Annotated in this window: 11 protein-coding genes and 3 pseudogenes; 9 read left to right on the top strand and 5 right to left on the bottom strand. The window is 55.6% G+C overall.

What is annotated here, in order from left to right; translation table 11 throughout:
• Positions 1-170 precede the first annotated feature (170 nt).
• The 5 genes and pseudogenes from FHX03_RS34655 (at position 171) to FHX03_RS25865 (ending at position 3,810) form a co-directional block, all read left to right on the top strand.
• Positions 171-608, top strand: coding sequence for a hypothetical protein (locus FHX03_RS34655; RefSeq protein WP_246699294.1), 438 nt, complete (start codon positions 171-173; stop codon positions 606-608).
• 35 nt (positions 609-643) lie between these two features.
• On the top strand, positions 644-1,243 hold the full coding sequence (locus FHX03_RS34660) for a hypothetical protein (RefSeq protein WP_246699295.1): 600 nt from the start codon (positions 644-646) through the stop codon (positions 1,241-1,243).
• Positions 1,244-1,530: 287 nt separating this feature from the next.
• Positions 1,531-1,734: a cold-shock protein gene (locus FHX03_RS25855; RefSeq protein WP_183856110.1), complete on the top strand. Its 204-nt coding sequence runs from the start codon at positions 1,531-1,533 to the stop codon at positions 1,732-1,734.
• Positions 1,735-1,805: 71 nt separating this feature from the next.
• Positions 1,806-2,599 (top strand): annotated as a pseudogene (locus FHX03_RS25860) (NYN domain-containing protein).
• 101 nt (positions 2,600-2,700) lie between these two features.
• Positions 2,701-3,810 carry a hypothetical protein gene (locus tag FHX03_RS25865; protein WP_246699296.1) on the top strand — a complete coding sequence of 370 codons (1,110 nt, stop codon included), beginning with the start codon at positions 2,701-2,703 and terminating at the stop codon, positions 3,808-3,810.
• Between the two features lie 497 nt (positions 3,811-4,307).
• Here FHX03_RS25865 and FHX03_RS25870 read toward each other — a convergent pair whose 3' ends face one another.
• The 3 genes and pseudogenes from FHX03_RS25870 to FHX03_RS25880 form a co-directional block, all read right to left on the bottom strand.
• On the bottom strand, positions 4,308-6,632 hold the full coding sequence (locus tag FHX03_RS25870) for a DUF262 domain-containing protein (RefSeq protein WP_183856112.1): 2,325 nt from the start codon (positions 6,630-6,632) through the stop codon (positions 4,308-4,310).
• Positions 6,629-8,401 (bottom strand): DUF262 domain-containing protein, encoded by a 1,773-nt coding sequence (locus FHX03_RS25875; RefSeq protein ID WP_183856114.1) that lies wholly within the window; start codon positions 8,399-8,401, stop codon positions 6,629-6,631. Before FHX03_RS25875 ends, FHX03_RS25870 begins: the two co-directional genes overlap by 4 nt.
• Positions 8,402-9,018: 617 nt before the next feature.
• A pseudogene (locus FHX03_RS25880) lies at positions 9,019-9,204 on the bottom strand (MobA/MobL family protein); the annotation flags it as partial.
• Between the two features lie 179 nt (positions 9,205-9,383).
• On the opposite strand from FHX03_RS25880, the pseudogene FHX03_RS34665 reads away from it, so the two are divergent.
• Positions 9,384-9,690 (top strand): annotated as a pseudogene (locus tag FHX03_RS34665) (nucleotidyltransferase); the annotation flags it as partial.
• Positions 9,691-9,725: 35 nt separating this feature from the next.
• On the opposite strand, the gene FHX03_RS25885 reads toward FHX03_RS34665, so the two are convergent.
• A protein-coding gene (locus tag FHX03_RS25885; RefSeq protein ID WP_183856116.1) for an IS3 family transposase occupies positions 9,726-10,870 on the bottom strand; the annotation gives its coding sequence in 2 pieces (ribosomal slippage) (positions 9,726-10,621 and positions 10,621-10,870; 1,146 coding nt in all).
• A 176-nt stretch (positions 10,871-11,046) separates the two neighbouring features.
• On the opposite strand from FHX03_RS25885, the gene FHX03_RS25890 reads away from it, so the two are divergent.
• From FHX03_RS25890 to FHX03_RS25900, 3 genes are all read left to right on the top strand, one after another.
• On the top strand, positions 11,047-11,334 hold the full coding sequence (locus FHX03_RS25890; RefSeq protein ID WP_183856118.1) for an XRE family transcriptional regulator: 288 nt from the start codon (positions 11,047-11,049) through the stop codon (positions 11,332-11,334).
• Positions 11,335-11,474: 140 nt separating this feature from the next.
• The gene (locus tag FHX03_RS25895) at positions 11,475-14,459 is read left to right on the top strand and encodes a class I SAM-dependent DNA methyltransferase (protein ID WP_210298723.1); all 2,985 of its coding nucleotides are present in this window, start codon (positions 11,475-11,477) and stop codon (positions 14,457-14,459) included.
• A complete protein-coding gene (locus FHX03_RS25900) occupies positions 14,456-15,142 on the top strand; it encodes a hypothetical protein (RefSeq protein ID WP_210298725.1) in 687 nt (228 codons plus the stop codon). Before FHX03_RS25895 ends, FHX03_RS25900 begins: the two co-directional genes overlap by 4 nt.
• Positions 15,143-15,166: 24 nt before the next feature.
• Here the strand turns inward: FHX03_RS25900 and brxL are convergent, their stop codons facing one another.
• A complete protein-coding gene (brxL, locus tag FHX03_RS25905; protein WP_183856121.1) occupies positions 15,167-17,209 on the bottom strand; it encodes a protease Lon-related BREX system protein BrxL in 2,043 nt (680 codons plus the stop codon).

Consider the following 17,209-nt stretch of genomic DNA (forward strand, 5'->3'; position numbering starts at 1 on the left):
TAAGTGCCAGGCCTTCGAGCAAGCTTGCCGTGGAATTGGGTACTACCGGGACCGCCTTAGCCACGGTTTGCAAGAAGCATCAGGTCCCTTATCCTGGTTCCGGGTACTGGACTCGAAAATCCTTAGGTCTCACAGTTGAGCTACCTTCATTGCCGGAGGCGCCCGATGAAGTGATCGAGATCACGCCGGCGATCTCGAAGCCACGGCGACCGAAGACCCACAAGGATCAACCCTCGAAGGACAACGTCCCCAAAAAAGCCCGCCGGACGGAACATCATCCACTGCTTTTTGGCGTCGAGGGGCATTTGCGTAAGTCGTGGTCGGTAAAGGACGGCGAGTTCCTGCGTCCTTACAAGCGGCTCCTCCCCGACTTGATTTCGTCGGAAGCCGCACTGCCAAGGACACTCCGGATCGCGAACGCCCTTTACCTTGCGCTGGATGAGCGGGGTTATCGCGTTCACATCGCCCCGCAAAGCGAGGACATTGGTCGGATTCCCGCGTCCGAGCAGGAAGTTGAGCTCAAGGACCGGAGTATGGACGTTATTATTCAAGCGGGATCTGGGGGCCCGACCGGCCGACCATCTTCTACATCGACAGCGTGCCTATAGGTCTGGCCGTCACGGAAATGACTGAAAGGGTGACGATGCGATACGTCAACGGCGATTATTATCGCGAGGACAGCAAGCTCGTCCGGTCAATGAAACCATGGCAGATGACACATTCCTGGACGACGGAGCAGGACATGCCCTCCGGCCGCCTGAGGATAATCGCCTACTCTCCAAAGAAGGGTGTCGAGTGGTCGGCCAGATGGCAGGGCACGCAGGAGGAGCCGCTGGAAAAGGTCGTTTCGACGATCGTCGAGACGCTGCAAGCTTCGCATGATCACATTTTGAAGCTGATGATCGCCGAAGATGCAGCCGAAGCCAGGAGAAAGAAAGAGCGGGCGGCGGAATGGGAGCGCTACGAGCGACGAGAGGACGCTCGAAAGGTCGCGCAGGCTCTTTCAGATAGCCGGCAGCAGCTTGCCGAAACCATCGAGAAATGGGCAAAGGCGATGGCAGTAGAACGCTTCTTCGCTGACGCCGAAGAGCGTTTGAATAATCTCGACAACGAGCGTCGCCAACGCCTCGAAGAGCGGCTGGAGCTTGCGAGGGCCATGATGGGTAGCATCGATCCCCTGGACTTCATTGAGAAGTGGCAGGCACCTGATGAGAGATACCGATCAAAGTATCGGGAAGATTAGATGCGCGGGCAAAGAGACGCGCGGCCACTGCTAGCTACAGGGTTGACCACTCTTCCGCCGAGGCCAAGCCTAGTCTCGAACAAACGATGGAAGGCATTGGAGCTTTCAGCAACGCGCGCAAAAGCGGAAGGTAGGATAGACTGCCCCCGCCGAACCGTTCTGCGGACATTAACAAAGCTTGGCCATACCGCGCCAGCGATGGACCGGCTTTTGTTGGTTGATGCGGTCCAGCTCCCGTTGTAACTTCGCTGCGAAATCGCGGCACGCTTAGATAGGATTGGAATTCCATGGCAACCGGTACTGTCAAATTCTTCAATGACGACAAGGGCTTCGGCTTCATTACACCCGAGAATGGCGGACCGGACGTCTTCGTCCATGTGTCTGCCCTGCAACGTGGCGGTTCACTGCGTGAGGGCGATAAGGTGAGCTTCGAAGTTGGACAGGATCGCAAAACTGGAAAGTCCAAAGCAGAGAATGTATCGGTCCTGTAGTTCCAGGACGTTGTGACTATCCAGCCTGCTAACCGTCGTGTGTGACCATGGCCACAGGAAGAGCCTGACAGATGACCGGCACATCCGACACGTTGGCTCTTCTCATCGACGGCGATACCGCCTCGCCGAAGATCGTCAGCGGGCTCCTCGCGGAGATCGCCACTTATGGCACCGCCAGTGTGAGGCGCATCTATGGCGACTGGACCAAGCCAAATCTCAACGGCTGGAAAGAGTGCCTGCTGGAGCATTCAAGCCCGTCCAGCAATTTGCCTATACGACGGGCAAGAATGCGACGGACGGGGCGATGATCATCGACGCAATGGACCTGCTTTATACCGGCCGCTTTTCCGCATTCTGCATCGTCTCGAGCGACAGCGATTTCGCAAGGCTCGCGTCGCGCATCCGCGAACAGGGCGTGACCGTTTACGGTTTCGGCGAGCGGAAGACACCGCGTCCGTTCATCACCGCATGCGACAAGTTCGTCTATTTCGATGTCCTCAACGCCAACTCCGTCGAGCCCGATATACGGCAAGACGCGCGCCCCGCTGCCGCGGCGAAGGCCAAGGAGACCAAGGCATCCCCGGCAAAGGCGCCTGCAAAATCGAAGCTTGACGCGGCCGCATTGAAGATGCTCGAAAATGCTGTGACGGCGTCGGCCGATGAAGACGGCCGTGCCAACCTGGCGCGTGTCGGTGCCCATTTGGCGAAACAATCGCCGGACTTTGATGCGCGCAACTACGGCTTTGCCCGCCTCACAGACCTTGTCGAGGCTTCCGGCATCGTCGACGTAGAGCGAAGCGGCGACAGCCCGAAGATCGTCACGGTCCGGATGAAGGGGAAGCCAAGGCCACGGCCCAACGGCTAGGCTCGGACGCCGATGGACAGCGGCAGCCTGTCCAAGATGATCCGCACTAGACCAAAGGTGTCGCCTTGGTGAAGGCGCTCGCATGAAAAAGATGCTTGAAGATGCCACGACGGAAACTATCCAGGGAAGAACTCTTCGCCCTCTGGGAGAAGCCGACCAGCGAGATCGCCAAGGAACTCGACCTGTCGGACGTGGCGATCGGCAAGCTCTGCAGCAAGTTACAGGTCCCAAAGCCGCCTCGCGGTTATTGGGCTCGTATGCAGGCCGGGCAGCGACCACGCCGGCCGGCCTTGGTTGCTTTCCGCGAGGAACTCGACACCAAGCGGCGCGATGAGTTACGTGCAAAAACAGCGGAATCGCTTTCGAAACTGCAACGCCAGTTTCTTGAAATGGCGTTGTCGGAGATGAACAGTCGAGGCGCCGGTATTGCTCCACCGCCAGGTGCCAGGCCGCTCGTCAATCTCGATCGCGATGTAGCAGCCCAGGTCCTGCTGCTCATTCAAGGTCGGGCGCAGGCCTGGGTGGAGGAAGGTCGCATTGCCACGCGCTGGGGACCGCCTGTCCGCAACAGCGTTGCCAAACTCGTTGAGCGCCTGCTGCCGATGGCGCGGCAGCAACTCTTGGTGTTCGAGACCGAGATCAGGCGCACATCCTTCAGGGCCGACGGGCCGGTGATCTTTGTCCGACTGACAGTGCCATTGCAGGAGCGGATCGCCGCCCTTTCGGAGATGGTCAGGGATCAAGAACTCCAGCACGTGGTCATGCCGCTGACGGCGGCAGATCACGCCTGGTCAACGCACCATCTCTATTCCCCGGAATCGCGCTTGTTCCTGGACAGTTGGCTCTGTATTTCGGTGCGCGAGATCTGGGTGGAATGGAACCGCAAGTCGTGGCGCGAGGAAGACCCGCCCGAGCGGCATGCGACCAACCGGATCGGCCTGCGTGAGGTGATGCCAGTCGACTTCCTGCCCGCTTCCAACAAAAGTGCTCTCACCGGTGATTTCGGGGGTGGCAATCACGCCCTATGCGGATCGGCTTCGCGCCCTGCAAGAAGCGGAACGGATCCTCGAGATGATGAGCAACGCCGCTTACGCAATGCAGAAGGAGGTCCCGGGAGAAATCCTTTCGGTCGTGGATCGCCTGTGGTTTGGGGAGGAGCGTCCATTCCAGGCCGCGCGAGACGCGTTCCGCCATGTCGAAACAGAGCTTGAGCGATGGGATAGCGAACTCGAAGCTGAACGATCAGCGCTCGCCCGGTCCATCCTTGGAATCTTGCCTGGGGACATCGTTACGTCCGAAAGCCGCGGGAGACTTCTGCGGCTGTCGGTTATGGGCGTAACGCTATATTCGGGCGGCAGCAGCGTCAGTTTCATGGTGTCGGGAATTCGGTTTCGAAAGGACGGAACGCTGGGCAAACTGCAGGAGACCCTAAATTTATCTTTTACCGACGAGAGCCAACCTCAATAGCGATAGCGCGACTGCCTGACGGCGGAAGGCGAATGCTGGCGAACCTCTGATATCCGCGGCGGACAACCGGTGCACTGTGCCCTCTTGAATGGGCGCCTTGATGGGAATCGAACCCAAAACCCCCACACAATATCACCCAACCTATTGAACAGGCTACGTTCCGCAGAAGCCATTAATGCTGGTATTCTATAGGTCGCGCCGCTCGTAAAGACACCTCGTCGTTGCGGCTCTCGCACCGAGTCTAGTCTTCGCCTTTGACTATTTCTCTGACTAAATCGGCCGCCATCACAACGCGGTCCTTTCTGTCGAACACGATACCAGCGATAGTGGATTGACGAACGTTCAGACTCCCGTCGCCGTCAACACCGTGTCCGTCCAAGATCGCCTGGATCCTCGACTTACGACCGGATTTGATCTGGAAACCCTCTTGAGTAATCCGCAGAAAGTGCCGATTGTTAGACGAGTAAAGACTCCAGCGACTACCCGCCTCATACCCGGCATAACCGTAATGCCAGACCGAAAAGTATTTATCTTGCGGCACCTCAGCCAGTTCCAGGACTGCGCGGACATAAGGGTCGGAGTAGTAACTGCTCAGCCGCGTTTGCTCCATCATGCAAAGGTCGAAGCCCATCTCGTAGCTCGACGAAATGAAGATGCCGCTCTTCCCCGAGCGCATGGCCGGATATTTCGTCATATAGTATCGCCAGTCGTATTTCTTCGACGCCACAGCCTCTCGCAGATAATCTTCCGAGATCTTGCGAAGGGTCGCTTCGATATCGACGAGGCCTTCGTCGTGAACCGCGTCTAACAGCTCCGTAAGCGTAGCCTTGGTATTATCGACTCCCGGTCTGCTCCGCGCGACGAAGAGGTCGCGCCAGACGCTCGGAAGCGATGGACTTGCGAATTGAAAACGGTCGCCAGCGATCTTCTGCGAGTAGTCACCGCACGCCAAAAGAGCTTGCGATATCTCCTCGTATGACGTTTTTCCCGCAAAGATAGCGTCGAACGCGCGGGCGCGTCGAATGAACACCCGTTCGTCTACATTCAAGTCGAACATTGCGAGATTGCCGCGAAGAAGATCGTGATCCTCGAGCCGGTACATTGACTCGCCCAGTTCGACCGAACGGTTCGCCAACAGAAAAGACGCTTTTGCGACTTCTTCCTCGACCTGCGCTCGATTGAAGCTCTTGAGCGCCGCAAGATCTCCGCTGACAATGTAGTCAGAGACTTCGTCGAGAAGCGCGCGGAAAATCTCGACGCGAATTTCGTTTTGGGACGCGAAGATTACGTTCCGCAGGCAACGCATCCTCTCTCTTATTTCGTCTCGCGAAGGCCTGGAATCGGTGACGATGTACTCGATGACCGCATGAAGCAGGAGAGTTCTTGGTAAGCTGAAGGCCCGGTTACGCCCCTGGCTTAGCCCGTAGCTTCTGCAGCAATCGTCGAGGAGATTGACGTCGCCGAAGATAGTGACGGTGCCTGCCCTGTGTTCGTTTTCGGCGAACAGCGTTCGAAACCACTTATCGATATCGGCCATAGTCGTTGCGAAAGCGAACTCCGCATGGAGGCCGTCCAGTACTGAGAACAGGCTATTCTGGGCAGCAAGTGTGACTTCTGTTTCGGGACCTCCGTAGATCGCCTTGGCAGTCGCTTCGAGATCCTCGTCCGCGGGACGGGCATCAAGGCCATGACGCCAAATCGTGATGTCGGTAATGAACCTAAAAAGGCGCAGAAACTCTTCGTCGGCGTTGTCGTTCGCACCTCGAAAAGTCCAGATCAGATCCGCCCAGTCCTGATCGATCTTCCTAGTGAATTTTGCGTAGCGGCCGGTTTGCTTGCGAGTCGCAGGCAACGCTCCCTCGAATTCTTTCAACACCTGTTCGAATTGCGCCTTGAAGTGCTCGAACTCCGTGAGCGGCTTCCCGCGCGAATTCATCTTGATGTAGAGCTCATCGGTGAGTCCCATCTCCTCGAGCGATAGGAGTTCGAACGTGATGCTGGGGTTGGCCTCGGACGTTAGGCGGGTCCATGCGACATGGCAGGCTTCATCATCGACTTCGGCGAACAATGCCTGGACGTCGTCGAGAACCACCAGCATGGACTGGACCGTGGGATCCTTCCTCCACGAACCGGCGAACCAATGCTGGTCCTGAAGCCATTCAGAGATCCGACGGTCGTTAAGTACGGGGCAGATCGTTGCGAGCTTCGCGCAGAAGTCGCGTGACGAAAAGCGTGTGTGATAGGTAAATTGCTTGATGAAATCCCGCTCTTCATCGGAGACTCGACAGCGGACTGCCAAATACCAATGCAACAGGTACAGCGATGTCAGCCGCTGTTGCCCGTCGAGCGGAATGAAGCGCCCATCCTTGGTGTCTCCGTAAACGAAGTCCAAGCTAATTTCTTCCTCACCCGTCAGTGCCTGCCTGAGGACATCAAGGAAGGATCGTCGTATCCGCTTGACCTCGATGTTCTGCCTTCCCTGCGCGAAGTCTCGCTGGATTATAGGGATTTCGATGGTCGCGATATCGAAAGAACGAAGCATATTGCGGAACGAGGTTTTCGTCATTGGGCACCAACCAGATACTGTCCTACGCCCCGATCCTTCGAGATCAATGCCTCCCGGTAACTTTGCCGGTCGTCCCGGCTCCACAAGTGCATTTGTTCGCTTCCAGCGTCCACGTAATACTTCAGAAAAACCTGCCTTGTGCAAATCGGTATGAACGCTCCTTTGCGGTCATGATCAACGACTCTCAATCTTTTCACGGCGAATGCTCGGTTGCCAAGACTGCTGTTGATGGACCTGGAAAGAAGAGCGAGGTTGGCGATTCCGTGAATCGAGTCGTCATCACCCTCCGGGCTGAGCAGAGCGGTCACCCTCCGCGAAAGCGTCGTGAATCTGCTTTCGGTCAGTTGAGAGGACAGCGCTTTCTCCACTTCGGAGATTACGTTTTTTCGTTCGAACTCAACGGTTTGTTCGTCAAAGCGCACCTTCTCCAACGCCCCTTTGCCATCAATTAGCCAATGACGCCATTCCTCCGCGGTGGTCAGCAATTCGGCATTTTGAGCGTGAATGTGTTCCAAAGACCACTTCTCGGTCTTATGGGCGTGGAAAGGATATCGCTCGGTCGAATGCTTGAGCCGCCTTACAGTCTCGACGTTGAACAGGAGCAGCACATTCTCGCATTTCCGGGAACCAGTTTCATAGTTCAGCTCCATGACGCCTGCCGGAGACAGCCCGACCGAGCGGATTATCAATTGATCGACGGCGCGGCCGAAGGCCGACTTCGTCTTCTCCAGCTCAGAAAGATCCAGCAGCTGACGCAGAGAAGTCCCGGTCGTTATCAGATAGCCCAGCTTGTGGTAGAGATCGCGGTCTTCGAACCATTCTCGGAGGACTTGGTAGCACTGGACGATCGTCGCCCACACACTCGATGAGTTCACTTTGGCTCGCCCGTCCAATGCGTTCTTGAAATGCAGGAACGTAAAGAAGCGGTCTTTCTCATCTGGCCGTCGTTTCGCCATGAGATTGAACAAGAGTTCGATACGAGTCTGATAGTCCGCACCATCGCTATTGCTGAGGAAAGCCCAGAACTCCGGCTGCTGAAGGTCCTGTTCGATAGCGTCCCATTGCGACCCGATTTCTACACGCCGCTGAAAGTTGTGGGCGTCAAGATCCTTCGAAAGCAGCAGTGCCTTGACCAGTTCTGCATTGGTAAGGGGAATACGTCCGACGTTCAGGCGAATGAAAAGAGTGGTCGCATCTATGTTTTCGGGTTCATACCAGATAACGTAAACCAGGTTTTCGAGATAATCTAGGACCTTGAACGCAACGAGTTTAGACGGCGTAACCAGGCGAGCCGCCGTCTCCGCGAACCAGCCCCTGATGCACTCGTAGGCTTCGTGCATATGGTAGAAATCGATGTTGTCGTTCCTGCGCTCAGCATCGAGAGACCGCAGATACTCTTGGCTGGCTGGCCGCGTTTCGTACATCAGGGAAAACCGGTGACCTGATTCCACCCCGACTTCGGTGTTGAGATAGCGGTAGATCAAATAAAGCGTCGTTAGACGTTGCTGGCCGTCGATCAGCTCGTAGGCTCCTTCGCCAGCACGCCGTTTCACCACTACGGGCTGCAGACAGTAATTGTCGGTTGGCGCGCGGCTACCGTCAGCGTAAATGTCGCTGAGCAGAGCTTCAACTTCATGGCCCCCCCAGCGGTAACCCCGTTGATAGGCAGGAACGAAAAATTCGCCTGCGATCCCGCCCTTTCCTCCCACCTTCTGAAGCCGCGGGCTTTTTACGGTGATCTGAGTAACTTCGTATGAATCGGCTGGCATTGAAAACCTCGGAGGAGGAGCTCGAATCGAGCGACCGTCCAACCAACCATACGAGTTCGAAATCTTTTTTCAATCTTAGGTTAAACACGGTTGCCACCAAAAACATTGCGAATGCGCTCAGTTGCAACTGCGGGACATTGAAATCCAACCGCCTCAAGGCGGCCTAACGAAATCTCTCTGGTACACCCTCCACCCCAAGGTCGAGATACGAGTTTTTTGCCCCCAATTGACGGCGAATTGAAAATTCCAGCGATTCGTCTTCATCGATAATCCAGACAACGTCTTGACCCGATGATGAGAGGCCTGGCAGCAGGAAAGCGCTCAGGTGCAAGAACCCGCGTAACAGGCTCTTGCACATTCGGCTTCCATCGTTTCAATAATTCGGCTCCCACCTCATCCTTGGCGGAGCCCGTGAAAGTGATCCACCCGCTTTCGAGAACAAGCGACCGGTGAAACCACTTTTGAGATTTCCGGCGAACACCTGAAGTTACGTCGCTAATTCCGTCATTTTGAGACGTCATCAGGGATGAACTATGGGCCGCATGAAGATTGCGACGGGTATCGACCGTCGGCGTGACTGGTCCGACGAGGAGATGCTGTCGATGTTGACCACGGTTCAGCGGCCACTTGTTCTCCCGCTCGATCAGCGTCTTGTCGCCCAGACGTTTCGGCCCGACCATCCGCGTCGTCATCATCACATGCGCATGGACATTACGGACATCGCCCTCCCCTTGCGGCTGGTGTATGGCGAAGTCCACCGCTGCGCCGTGAAGGTTCCCGAGATCCCGCGCAAACTCGTAAGTGCGCCCTTCCGGTTTCCTTCGCTTCGATGTCGCCGACAACGCCAACATGCTGGCCGACGCCCTCGTGTTCGACGAACCGGGAATGGCCGGTGACGCGTATTGGAACGAGGAGGCCAGGGCGCCGATCGCGGGGCTTATCCTCCAGGTTACCGTGGCGGAACCTCCGGATCGCCAGCATAGCATTCGCACTCCATCAGGCGTTAGAGCAAGCTTGTTCTTGCGTGCTAATCACGCTCACGAATTACGGCCCACCCTCGCGCAACATTAAGCCCGCTCCCTTGCCGAGAACAGGACCGTCGACTTGCCGAGGCTTTTCCGCGCGATCAGCATCAGCATCGCGAGCGTGCCTGGTTCAACACGCTGAACGAGGCTTATGTGAAGGCGCGGCACTCGAAGCACTACGAGATCAGCGAGGAGATGCTCTCGTGGCTGGGGGAGCGGACCAGCCCCCTGCTCGCGATGGTCAAAGACGTATGCGCGGAGTAACTTTAAATGCTTGAACGGTGACCTTGCCCCCAGTTTTATCCAGTTTTGAGTTCGCTCCAGCGGTTTTTGGTTGCTGTTGTTGGTTCGGTAGCGGCGGGTTGCGGTGCGGAGCCATTTCGGCTGCGCAGCACCGCATCACGTCGCGGGTTGAGTGTCTGAGCGAATTCGGCCGGTCTACGCCAGTTTGAAAGCGCAGACCGGGCATGAGCAAGCGACGAGAACAGAGTTTCATTCAAGAACTCGTCTCGCAGCCGCCCGTTGAAGCTTTCGATAAAAGCGTTCTGGATCGGTTTTCCAGGCGCGATGTAATGCCAGTCAACCTTGGTCCGGTCCGCCCATTGCAGGATCGCGTTGCTGGTGAACTCGCTGCCGTTGTCGCTGACGATCATCCTCGGCTTGCCGCGCACCTCGATAATCCGGTCAAGCTCCCGTGCGACGCGAAGACCGGAAAGCGATGTATCGGCGACGAGCGCCAGGCACTCCCTCGTGCAATCATCGACGACGGTCAGGATCCGCAACCTGCGCCCATCGGTGAACTGATCCGACACGAAGTCTAGCGACCAGCGATCATTGGCCACCATCGGCACCAGCATCGGCGCTCGCGTGCCTATCGCTCGCTTGCGACCGCCGCGCTTGCGCACCGTCAGTTTCTCCTCCCGATAGAGCCGGAAGAGCCTCTTGTGGTTCACGAGGTGACCCTCCCGCCGGAGCAGCACATGAATGCGTCGATATCCGAAGCGGCGACGTTCATGCGCCAACGCCTTCATTCGCTCGCGAAGCTCATGATCATTGTTGCGCCTGGTCTCATAACGGACCGTCATTTGGCAAAAACCAATGGCTTTACACGCCCGCCGTTCGCTCATCCCATGATGGCTCATCAGATGCGCAACAGCTTTCCGCTTGGCCGCGGGCGTCACCACTTCTTTCCCAAAAGGTCTTTCAAGGCAGCATTGTCGAGCATCGCATCCGCCAGAAGCCGCTTCAGCTTCGTGTTCTCGTCCTCAAGCGTCTTCAGCCGCTTGGCCTCGGACACCTCCATGCCGCCGAACTTGGCCTTCCATTTATAGATGCTGGCATCGCTAACGCCATGCTTGCGGCAAAGCTCCGAGACCGGCGTGCCTGCCTCGTGCTCCTTCAATATGCCGATGATCTGTTTGTCTGTGAAACGATTGCGCTTCATCCTCTGGTCCTCTCAAATGGGCCAGAGCTTACTTCAAAATGGATTATTTCAACGGGGCAAGGTCAACGGGATAGCGATTAGCGAATTCTCCCAGTCGGCGGCTAGGCCCACTTTACTTGCCGCTGCACAGCGTTTAATGTGTTACTACCAATAAATTGCTGTGTTTTGTGACGGATATGATTTACGACGATTTCATCGCCGAATTAAACCGTGCCTCTCTCAGCGTGCGCGCATTTGCGGAGCTTGTGCGCATGAATCCAAACTCTGTCTCAAATTATGCGGGCCGCGAAGTTCCTGCACACCTTGGATTGATTGCAGCCTTGATGGCAGACCTACGTAGCCACGGAATAGATTACACGGAAGCGGTGAGCCGGGCCGCAATGCCGGAGAAGAAACCTCGCGGCGGGGCTGCGCGTGGACGGTTCGGTGGTGATCGTCAGCAAGTGCTGGACCTGTCAAAATGACAGTACATCCACTCACCCTAGAACGGGTATCTGCAACGCTTGGTTGGCCGGCAGTAAAATCTCTCGTTGAGCCGAGCGGAGCGGGACCAGCGCACTTTGCACGGCTCGTTAAAGTTAAGGTCGGCAGAGGCCTTGGTCGCTTGACCAGCGACGGATTTAAGCGGATCGGTGTCCTTGTCGCGAATCCCGACGGCACCGAAACAGATCCGCCGTTCGCCCTGGTGGCGGAGTTCGGAGGTCGGGTGTCAGCGGGAACGCTGCGCGAACTTCATCGACTTGCGTGGAATTTTTCGCACGCACCTACACTAATTACAATCGAACCAGACATGGTAAGAGTTTGGAGCTGTTGCGAGGCCCCCTCTAACGAAACGCTAATCGAAGACTTTGTGGTCCATTCAATCGCTGCGGAGGAGTTCTTCGGAAGCCCAAGCAATCGCCTCCAAGCAGGGGCTCTGCGTGCCCTGCACTGGCTCAATCTTGTTTCTGGCAAGTTCTTCAATGATCACGCATCGCGGTTCAGCCGCGATGGCCGCGCCGATCAAACCTTGCTTAGCAACCTGCGCTTCATCCGTACTGAACTGGGTAACAAAGGCCTCAAAAACGACGACGTTTGTCACGATTTGCTAGCCCGCGTGATCTTTGTTCAATTTCTATTTGATCGCAAGGACAGCGATGGAATCGCTGCTCTTAATGCCGAGAAGCTGAAGCTCCTCTATGCAGATGGCACACTCTCTCGATCATATTCGAGCTTTACTGAAATTCTGCATGACTACGACGATTGCTATCGCCTATTCGATTGGCTGAATAGCAAGTTTAACGGCGACCTCTTTCCTGGAAAGGGCGAGACGGCGGAAGAACGCGCGGCGGGATGGATCGCCGAACAGGCGCTGGTAAAAGCTCAGCATCTAGCACTCCTTGCCGATTTTATCGCAGGTAATATTTTTCTTCCAACCGGTCAAGCAAGTCTGTGGCCGCAATATTCGTTTGACGTCATTCCGCTGGAATTCATCAGTAGCATCTATGAAACTTTCGTCGTTGAGCGCGCGGCCCAGGACGGGATCTTTTATACACCTACGCACCTTGTAGATTTTGTACTTGACCGCGTTCTTCCATGGAACGATGAAGCATGGGATATTCGCGTCCTCGACCCAGCCTGCGGATCTGGGATATTTTTGGTAAAATCCTTCCAACGCTTGGTGCACCGGTGGAGATACAAGACCGGCGAGCAGGTGATTCCGGCAAAATTGCTGCGCCGTATCCTGGAGCGAAACTTGCTGGGCGTAGACAAGGATCCCCACGCCGTTCGTGTCGCCTGCTTTAGTCTTTACCTCGCAATGTGCGACGAGATCGAACCGCGGCACTATTGGACGCAGGTGCGGTTTCCCTCCATGCGGAATCGTCAGCTCGTCTGCTCAGACTTCTTCGTGGAAGCCGAGGGGTTTAACACCGAAGATAAAAGCGATCGTTTTGATTTGATCATCGGAAATGCACCTTGGGGAAGCGACCTGGCAACCAATGCTGCCAAAGTATGGGCAGGCGACCCATCCCACGAATGGCCGATCCCAAACAAGGACATCGGCAGCCTCTTCCTTGCGAAGGGCGCAATGTTGCTTGCCGCCGGTGGAAAGCTGGCACTGATTCAATCAGCGAGCTCTCTGCTTTTTAACTCATCCGACAACGCAGTCGGCTTCAGACGACAGCTGTTCGAGACACATGCCGTCGAGGCTATCTACAACCTTTCAGCACTTCGGTTCAAAGTCTTCAAGCGCAAAAGTCATACGACGGCCGTATCTTCGTCACCATCCTGTATAGTGGTTTTGCAGGCGATAGCACCGGAGGCCGACCGGCTCATCGCTTACGTTAGTCCGAAGACGGTTCCGACGGTAGTCGACGACTTCTCGATCGTAATCGAACCCAACGATTATCGCTGGGTCTCTTCCGTCGACGCATTGAATGATCCTTTTATCTGGACCACAATGATGTGGGGAACGCCGCGTGACCTCAATCTCATGCAGCGACTGCGTAGATGCCAAACCCTTGAAGCAGCCAAGATCGACCGGTCAGTTCTGACCCGCGAAGGTATCATTTTTGGGGACGAGAAGAGGCATCTCGCCTCCATGGCAGATCGTCACATTCTCAAGGGGAGGTCCTTTCCGGAAGGATCGATGACTGAACTTATGGCTTCAGTCTTGCCCCTAGCGGGTGAGCTGTTTGTCCATAGCCGGGATTCTACGAACTTTGAAGCCTTTGCGATGCCCCAATTGATCATTAAGCAGGGATGGCAGCTTGCTACTAGGCGGTTTCAGGCACGTATCGTCCGCTCCCCGGATAGCCAAGGGATTCTGTGTAACCAGAGCTACGTAACCGTGCACGGGTCCGAGGAATTGTTGGAAACAGCTTGCCTAGTCTACAACAGCATGCTTGCCACTTATTTTTTGCAGCTCTCAAGTGGCAGAATGGCCGCATATCGCCCGGAGGTCGCAGTCAGGGATCTTCTTAAGGTGCCTCTGCCAGAAGGTCCGGTAGACATTGCCTCGGTAAGCTCTCAGCTAGACATTGACACCAGAATATTCGCCGCCTTCCGTTTAAAGGATGCCGAGCGCGCATTGATCGAGGACATGGTTAATATCACCATGGCGGATTTGAGAAGCGAGTATGATCGGCCGGGCCAGCTCCCGACTTCTACTGATGGTAGCGAGACGGTCTTGGAAAACTATTGCGAATATTTCACCCGAGTGCTTAAAGCAGGTTTCGGTAAGAAAAAAGCTGTCCGCTCTTCAATTTTCGTGCCCCCCGAGCTGGAACAGTTCCCCTACCGGCTGGTTGCGTTCGAGCTCGTCGACAACGACGAGGGCATTATACGCAGCCTCCCCATGGATGCCCCGGAATTATTGGAGAAGTTTGAATCTCTTTCCGAGGGAGGGTTGAGCAACTATCGGTCAATCCTGTTCCGTCGCACTGCTCGCATCTATGATCGTCAAGGCGAATATCCAACAATCTATATCCTAAAGCCGGACGCGGTGCGGTACTGGACGCGCACAGCGGCACTGAACGAAGCAGATGACGTTGCAATGGACTTCTTTAGCTGGATGCGAGCATCTGTCGGGAGCAGAACCCCAGCATGAAGCAACCGGAATGGACCACGTTCGCCACCAAATTCGACGACGCTTTCGTGGCTGCTGTCGTCGACTGGATGCGGTTCTCTGAAGAGGCTTTCATTGAACATATCTGGGCAGGTTACGAGGTGATGGAGCGAACGCGCCCACCAGTCGACGGGCGAGACCTCGAACGCAGTATCACGCAGATTCTCGATAATATGATCCGCGACGAGATGTCGGGAGATGAGCCTTACTACATTCAGCACGGGCCTTACGAGCGCGAGACAATGGCCCGCCCTCCGGCCCAGCCACCTGCATACGATCTCGCCTTCGTATTTCGCGCGGATCCTCGCGTCATGTGGCCCGTCGAAGCCAAGGTGCTAGAAACCCCAAGGACACTAGCTCCTTATCTTGCTGATATCCGCAACGAGTTTCTAACATGTCGCTATGGTCCATTTTCCCCGTCCGGCGCGATGCTTGCTTACCTTCTCGCGGGCCGCACTTCAGACGTACTAGTGAACGTTGAGGCGCGGCTGAACTCTCCTTTAGTGCCAGTTGGAACTCAACACGCGCGCGCCTCGTCGAAATCGACTCACAGTCGTGTTGTGCCGCCTGGGAAAGCTTATCCACGAACCTTCGACTGCTATCACATTGTCTTGTCTTTCCATGGGCTACAACGCGTCTTGGTCGAAGGCCAGCATCTCGAATGACTAATGGATGTGCATACATCTAGACTAGATGTTTCCGAGCACCTTTATTGTTGCTGTCTTAGGATCGCCATAGAAAATAGGGTCGACTTGTTCAATAATGTCGCCGCTCACATCGAGGAAATTCCTCTTGTTCTCGATCGGGATAAGTGCGCGCTTCGCACCGTTATCTTTAGCAACTTGCAGCGGCTCCGTGAGGGATCGTAGAGGTTTAATGTTTCCTTGAACGCTCATGTCTCCCAGCACGAGTAGTGCCGGGCTGACAGGTGTTTTTCTAAGGGCTGAATAGGATGCGACAAAGAAGGCCACTCCAATTTCAGCCTCCACCCGATTGCCAAGCAAATCGATTACTTCAACATGAATATCCGAACTGTCCAACTCGCGGCCGATGCCGAACTCGGTCTTCTTCGCCTGGATATAGCTGAATGCTCGTTGAACCGATTCCTTCATTGCTCCCGAAACGCCGCCAGCCATCTTCAATTTCCCTGTTCCGCTCGAAACTGAAACCTCCAAGCGGTAGAGTCCAACTGTTCCGTCGGACGTTACGCCCGCGGTGTATACCGTCCCGGGAGAAAGCGGATCCAGGGAGATTAGGTCCCGCCCCCCTTGTTCGGGTACACCTACGAACCTTTCCTCTCCAGTCTCCTGGAGCGTGTAGCTGAACGAAGTCTGATAATATTCAAAGGAGCCCATTTTCTTTAGCTGCTCTTTCACGCGACGGCGTCCTTCAAGAGCCAACCCAAGGATTTCCGAGAGTTCTTCCTGGGTCACATCGCCATGCGGGAATAGAATCTTCATTAGACCCGACACTGTCTTCCGGACGGCTTTACGATCGCGGGCGTTGAGGTGAGCGCCCATCGAGAAATATCTGTCGATGATTTCCGTGAAATTGTGTTTGCGCATCTCGCGCAGCGCCTCAGCGAGATAATCAACAACAAACCCATAGTGGTCTGTGAACAGTTCGTTCCGCATCTGCGGAATTTCCCAGCCCGGGAGATAGAAATGTAGTCGATCGATGAACGCCATATCGTCGCGGATGGTGTCGGGCATCGGCGCAAAAAGGTGGCCAGTCTGAACCATGACGTCGATAGACTGATTGGTGTTGCCGAACATCGCAATGCTGGCGTCACCTGCGACGGCCTCCTGACCCCGCTGGAATGTGCCGGACTCGCAGTAGGTCTTCATCGTCGTGATGACTTCTTTCGGCATCTTCTGGAGGTCCGCAACCTCGTCGAAACCCACAACGTCCCAGATCTGCACCATGCCCTTCTGTCGGCCCGACATGTGACCAAACAGATTGGCGACCGTGGTCCCACCTGTCAAAAGCGCGGTGTAAGGCGAGACTTCCTGAACGACGTAGCTCTTACCGGTGCCGCGTGGACCGAGTTCCACGAGGTTGTAGTTTCGCTCCGCTAACGGGATCAGTCGTACCAAGAACAGCAGCTTCAGCCGTCGAGACATCTCGCCAGGCTCATACCCCATGCTTCGGACGATGAGATCAACCCACTCGTCAGTCGTAAACTGCTTACGGACATTGCGGTACTCATCAAGGTCGAAGGTTGCGATCTGGATAGGGACCAGTTTGTCGATCCAGAACGGATTCTTCCCTCTCGTCTCCTCGTCGGATTCAAACCGCATGTCGACTTGAGCCCAGACGCCGCCCATTAACAGGCGCTCATAATCACGCACGTACTGACTGGGGATATGAAGAAACTTATTGTTAAAATTGACGCCTTCGCCCCAGTAATCAGAATCCACGAGGCGAACCTTCACCTTGTCAATGAAGGAGTACCTTCCGTTCTCCTTGACCTTGCTCTGCGCTTTTGCCGACTCATCGGGTCGAATATAGTTGTTTGCCAACGTGTCATTGACGACCTGTAATCCCATCTGAATCGCAATTTCATCTGACGAGGCGCAGTATTTTCCCAGCAGGAACTCAAGTACGAACACTGGGACGTTGGCTCCGACTTTGACCTTCCGGACGAGATCTTTGCGGACGACTTTTCCGGCGAACAATTGGTTCGCCTTGTTGTCGAGTCCATCGCGGGTCGGCGGTGATCCACTGTTCAT

Origin of the sequence: Rhizobium sp. BK456 (assembly GCF_014194045.1) — a bacterium.
In the GTDB taxonomy this organism is placed as follows: domain Bacteria; phylum Pseudomonadota; class Alphaproteobacteria; order Rhizobiales; family Rhizobiaceae; genus Rhizobium; species Rhizobium redzepovicii.

Coding starts and splice junctions, on each gene's coding strand:
- FHX03_RS34660 (WP_246699295.1), top strand. CDS start 644: ATGCGATACGTCAACGGCGATTATTATCGCGAGGACAGCAAGCTCGTC.
- FHX03_RS25855 (WP_183856110.1), top strand. CDS start 1,531: ATGGCAACCGGTACTGTCAAATTCTTCAATGACGACAAGGGCTTCGGC.
- FHX03_RS25865 (WP_246699296.1), top strand. CDS start 2,701: ATGCCACGACGGAAACTATCCAGGGAAGAACTCTTCGCCCTCTGGGAG.
- FHX03_RS25870 (WP_183856112.1), bottom strand. CDS start 6,632: ATGACGAAAACCTCGTTCCGCAATATGCTTCGTTCTTTCGATATCGCG.
- FHX03_RS25875 (WP_183856114.1), bottom strand. CDS start 8,401: ATGCCAGCCGATTCATACGAAGTTACTCAGATCACCGTAAAAAGCCCG.
- FHX03_RS25890 (WP_183856118.1), top strand. CDS start 11,047: ATGATTTACGACGATTTCATCGCCGAATTAAACCGTGCCTCTCTCAGC.
- FHX03_RS25900 (WP_210298725.1), top strand. CDS start 14,456: ATGAAGCAACCGGAATGGACCACGTTCGCCACCAAATTCGACGACGCT.
- brxL (WP_183856121.1), bottom strand. CDS start 17,209: ATGAACAGTGGATCACCGCCGACCCGCGATGGACTCGACAACAAGGCG.